The following is a 4,909-nucleotide window of genomic DNA, read 5'->3' as shown; positions in this document are numbered from 1 at the left end:
GGGGGGGGTGGGGGGGGGGGGGGGGGGCGCGGGGGGGGGGGGGGGGGTTGCTGTGGATCGGCCTGAACGGCCTCGTCCTCAAACGCCGGACGGGCTGGAGGGGGCCGGGGTGGGCTGGAAGTGTGCGGCTGGGTGGGCGGTGAATCGGCCTTCGGCCTCGTCCTCAAACGCCGGCCGTGCTGATGGTGCCTGACCGGGGCTGAAAAAGCTTGGCGCGGGGACGGGCCGACTGGTTGCAGACCTGTACCGAAGCCGCGCCCCACAAGGGGCGCGGGGCCGTATCGATGTGCGGCTCCGCCGCGTGGGCGCGACCAGCCACACACAACCCGCACCCCCCAAACAACCCACACCACCCACCCCCTACCGGCGGGGTCGAAGGGGCAGAGCCCCTGGAGGATGGGACGGGTAGGGGCGGCGGGGGCGAAAAAACCGGCCCCAAACCCCCACGCCCACCGGAAACAGATGCACACCCACCACCCCCCATGCGCCCGTGCGAGCCCCATGCGCGACTTCCCCTCGCCGCCTGGCCACCTACCCTCATCGCGAGCTCACGATCCCACGAGCTCACGAACCCAACGAACTCGGGTATTCCGGAAGCCTGTTGGGGGCATGACGTCTCCAGCAGCCGCGCGACCTCGGGAGGGGCACGTGCTTGAGTCGGTGCACCAAGGCACAGCGGAAGCAACGGACGTGGTCATCGTCGGAGCCGGCATCGCCGGCCTCGCGGCGGCCCAGCACCTGACCAGGGCGGGCCTGACCGTCACGGTCCTGGAAGCCACCCCGGCCATCGGCGGCCGCATGTCCACCGACAAAGTGGACGGCTTCCGCCTCGACCGAACCCCCCGCCTGCTCTCCACGTCATACCCCGAACTCCGCCGCACCCCAGGCCTGGAGACCCTGCCCCTACGCCCCTTCGCCCCAGACGTACTGCTGCACCACAACGGCCACCACCACCGCGCGAACACCACTCCCACCAGCACCACCACCCCCCGGAGCGCGAGGGGCGCATTCACCGCCGTACGCGCCCTCGCAAGCGCCCCCCGCCTACCCCGCCAGCAGAGCAACGGCACTCAACGCCCAGGCCCCTGCGGCACCCGCGCGGATCAGTCCCGCCTGGCCACCGCCCTCGCCCGCCTCGCCACCACCCCACCCGCCCGCCTCCTCACCCGCCCGGAACTCCCCACCGCCCAGACCCTCACCATCACCCACGGCTTCCCGCCCCGCACCATCGACGGTTTCCTCCGCCCCCTCCTCACCGCACTGCTCGGCGACCCCACCCTGCAGACCTCCAGCCGCTGCGCCGACCTGGCCCTGCACTCCTTCGCGACGGGCCGCCTGTGCATCCCGGAGGGCGGCGCGGACACGCTCCCGGAACTGCTCGCGGCCACACTCCCCCCGGGCACGGTCCACACCGGCGTACGGACCACCGCGATCAGCACGACCTCGGTGACCACGGCGGAGCACGGCGAACTCCCCTGCCGGGCCGTCCTCATCGCCACAGGCGCAAGGGCGGCCGCCGAACTCCTCCCCGGCCTGCGCGTCCCCGCCTTCCACCCGGTGACGGTCCTGCACCACGCCACGGACGAACCCCCGCTCACCGAACCGGCGTTGCTCCTGGACGCCGACCGCGGCGGCCCGGTCTCGCACACGGCGGTCGTCAGCCAGGTGGACCCGTCACGGGCGCCGGCGAGCCGCGCCCTGATCACCTCCACCGTGCTGGGCCCGCCCCCGCACCCCGCCCACCTGGACGCCACGGTCCGCGCCCAACTCGCCCGGCTCTACGGCACGTCGACGACCCGCTGGGAGCTCCTCGCGGTGCACCACGACCCGGAGGCGGTCCCCGCGATGACTCCGCCGCACGACCTCCGGCGCCCGGTACGGCTGCTGGCCGGCCTGTACGTGTGCGGGGACCACCGCGACACGAGCACGGTGCAGGGCGCCCTGCACTCGGCCCGCCGGGCCGCCCGGGCCGTACTCGCCGACCTGGACGCCCGCCCGGCCCCGCGGGAGGAGCCGGAGGAGCCGTTCGGCACAGCCGCCTGACCGCCGCGCCGCGGGGCTGCCCCGGGGTGGTCAGCCCAGCGCCGCCACCCGGTCCCGGTAGCCCCGTACCGGCGCCGCGTCCCGATACGGCTCCAGCCGCCGCTCGAAGTCCCGTACGTACTCGACCGCCCGCACCGACCGCATCTCCGCGGCCTGCCCGGCGGCCTCGGCGCCCAACTGGCAGGCCTGGTCGAGTTCCCCGAGCCCGAGCCGGGCGGAGGCGAGGACGACGCGGCAGAAGAGGCGGCTGCGGGCGAAGCCGGGCGCGCGCAGTTGCAGGGAGCGTTCGGCGTGCTGCGCGGCGGCCCGGTACTGCTGGAGGTCGCGGTGGCAGTGGCCGAACTCGTCGGCGAGCTGCGCCTCGTCGAAGAACCGCGCCCAGTGCGGCACTTCGTCGTCGGGCCGGGCCGCCTCCAGGGCTCGCTCGGCCCGTACGAGCGCCGCCGTGCAGGCCCGTACCTCCCCGAGCACCCCGTGCCCGCGCGCCTCGGCGGCGTGCAGCAGCGCCTGGACGACGCAGGGCGCGGACGATCCGACCCCCTGCTGGGCGACACGCGCGAGTTGCACGGCCTCCCGCCCGTGGCTCAGGTAGACCGCCTGACGGCTCATCGTGACGAGCACGTACGAACCGTACGCCCGGTCCCCGGCCGCCTGCGCGAGCCGCAGCGCCTGGACGAAGTACCGCTGGGCGAGTCCGTGGGCGGCGATGTCGTACGAGGTCCAGCCGGCCAGCCGGGTGAGGTCGGCGGCGGCGGCGAAGAGGCGGCGGCCGGTCTGTTCGCCGTACGAACCGCGGAGCATCGGCTCGGCCTCGTGCTCCAGGTAGCGGACGAGGGCCTGGCGGGCGTGGCCGCCGCCGTAGGCGTTGTCGAGGGCGCGGAAGAGTTCGCCGACCGAGCGGAGGGCGGCGATGTCGCCGGGGGTGACCTTCTGGCCGGGGCCGCGTTCGGTCTGGCTGCGCTGCCGGGGCACGGCGGGCCTGCCCTGCGCCGGGATGCGGCCGGGTCCCGGGTCGCCGCGGCCGACGCGGTCGTCGGCGCGGCCGATGAGCCAGTCGCGGCTCGGCACGACGAGTCCGGCCGGGGTGAACGCGATCTTGCGAAGCTCGGCGTGGCTGCCGGAGTCCTTGCGCCACAGCCCGCTGACGATGTCGACGGCCTCCTCGGGGGTCGAGGCGAACTCCAGGCCCGCGTACACCGGGGCGCACGCGTCGAGGCCGAGGTCCTGCGCGGTGAGCCGCCGCCCGAGGCGCCGGGTGAACACCTCGGCGATCAGCGCGGGGGTCGTCCCCCTCGGCTGCTGACCGCGCAGCCACCGCGTGACCGATGTCTTGTCGTATCTGAGGTCGAGCCCGTGTTCGAGACCAAGCTGGTCCACACGACGCGCTAGACCCGCGTTGGAGAACCCCGCCTCGGCGATGAGGGCGGCGAGTTGGCGGTTGGGGGTGCGCTGCGCGGGTCGTTCCGTCATCTGTGGTGCAGTCTCCTGCCTTCCGGCGCTGGGCCATCTGCCCGGATTGCCTGTGAGCAGGCCTTATGGCCTCCCTGGACGGCGTGAATGTAGCGGAGAGTAAGCGCCCGATCGCACACTTCGACGTCTATTCATCCGATCGTGTGAGGATTGATCCCACGGCTGACGGCCGTCGGCCGGACGTACAGTGGCGTGGGCGAAGCACGCGCCTGACAAATGCATCACAGCAACGCATGCAACACATGCAACACATGCATCTAATGCATCCAATGCAACGCACGCAACAACAACTGCATCCAGTGCATCCGATGCATCGCATCTATCCAGGGCTTCTAGGGAGGCGCTTGCCGTGAGTGAGTTGCGGTTCGTCCGTATGGGGTTCGGCGCCGAGGCCGTCGAGTACCAGGAGGCGTGGGACGAGCAGCGCCGGGTGCACGCGGCGCGCTTCGCGGACGAGATCCCCGACACCCTGCTGCTCCTCGAACACCCGCCGGTCTACACGGCGGGCCGGCGCACGGCCGACGACGAGCGCCCCCTCGACGGAACCCCCGTCATCGACGTGGACCGCGGCGGCAAGATCACCTGGCACGGCCCCGGGCAGCTCGTGGGCTACCCCATCCAGAAGCTCCCCCGCCCGGTGGACGTCGTGGCGCATGTGCGGCGCCTGGAGGAGGCCCTGATCCGTACGTGCGCGGAGTTCGGCGTCGAGACCACGCGGGTCGAGGGGCGCAGCGGCGTGTGGGTGCTGGGCGACCCTGTGGACCAGCGGCCCTCCCTCGGCGGGCTCTCCCTGGACTTCGACCCCCGGCTGCACGACGAGGAGTTCGACCCGCGCCTCAACGGACCGGAGTACGCCCCCTCCAACGCCGGCCAGCGCCGCGAGGACCGCAAGATCGCACAGATCGGCATCCGCGTCGCCAAGGGCGTCACGATGCACGGCTTCTCCTTCAACGTGAACCCCGACAACTCCTGGTTCGACCGCATCATCCCGTGCGGCATCCGCGACGCGGGCGTCACATCCCTCGCGAACGAGCTGAACCACGACGTCACCATCACCGATGTCCTGCCCGTCGCGGAGCGGCACCTGCGGGACGTACTGGAGAACGCGGAGCCGCGTCCGCGGGTGGTGGAACGGGCGTCGGCGTAGGCGTGCCGGGGGGTGTTACCGGGTGGTTTCGCCCCCGCCGCCCCTACCCGTCCCATCCTCAGGGGCTCCGCCCCTTCGACCCCGGCCCTGGGGGCTCCGCCCCCTGGACCCCCTGGGGTAGGCGGGTTCTCTGCGGGTGGGTGGGGGTTGCTGTGGATCGGCCTGAACGGCCTCGTCCTCAAGCGCCGGACGGGCTGGGGGTGCCTGGCCGGGGCTGAAAAGGCTTGGCGCGGGGGCGGGCCGACTGGT

The 4,909-nt window shown here is 73.0% G+C and carries 3 protein-coding genes; 2 read left to right on the top strand and 1 reads right to left on the bottom strand.

Features of this window, described 5'->3' with window-relative positions:
* Positions 1-648: 648 nt before the first annotated feature.
* Entirely contained in the window at positions 649-2,043 is a 1,395-nt protein-coding gene (locus tag ACWD3C_RS47795; RefSeq protein ID WP_451154989.1) for an NAD(P)/FAD-dependent oxidoreductase, read from the top strand.
* Positions 2,044-2,073: 30 nt separating this feature from the next.
* Here the strand turns inward: ACWD3C_RS47795 and ACWD3C_RS47790 are convergent, their stop codons facing one another.
* Complete coding sequence (locus ACWD3C_RS47790) at positions 2,074-3,513, bottom strand: regulator (protein ID WP_451154987.1); 1,440 nt, start codon at positions 3,511-3,513, stop codon at positions 2,074-2,076.
* A 187-nt stretch (positions 3,514-3,700) separates the two neighbouring features.
* Here ACWD3C_RS47790 and lipB point away from each other — a divergent pair, with 187 nt between their 5' ends.
* Positions 3,701-4,660, top strand: a complete 960-nt coding sequence (gene lipB, locus ACWD3C_RS47785) for a lipoyl(octanoyl) transferase LipB (protein WP_451154985.1) — start codon at positions 3,701-3,703, stop codon at positions 4,658-4,660.
* Positions 4,661-4,909 lie beyond the last annotated feature (249 nt).

This window comes from Streptomyces sp. NPDC002845, from assembly GCF_053591955.1.
This window is presented reverse-complemented; position numbering and strand designations above follow the sequence as displayed.

Bases quoted from the DNA above. Each gene is read 5' to 3' on its own strand.
- ACWD3C_RS47790 (WP_451154987.1), bottom strand. From the start codon at position 3,513: ATGACGGAACGACCCGCGCAGCGCACCCCCAACCGCCAACTCGCCGCC.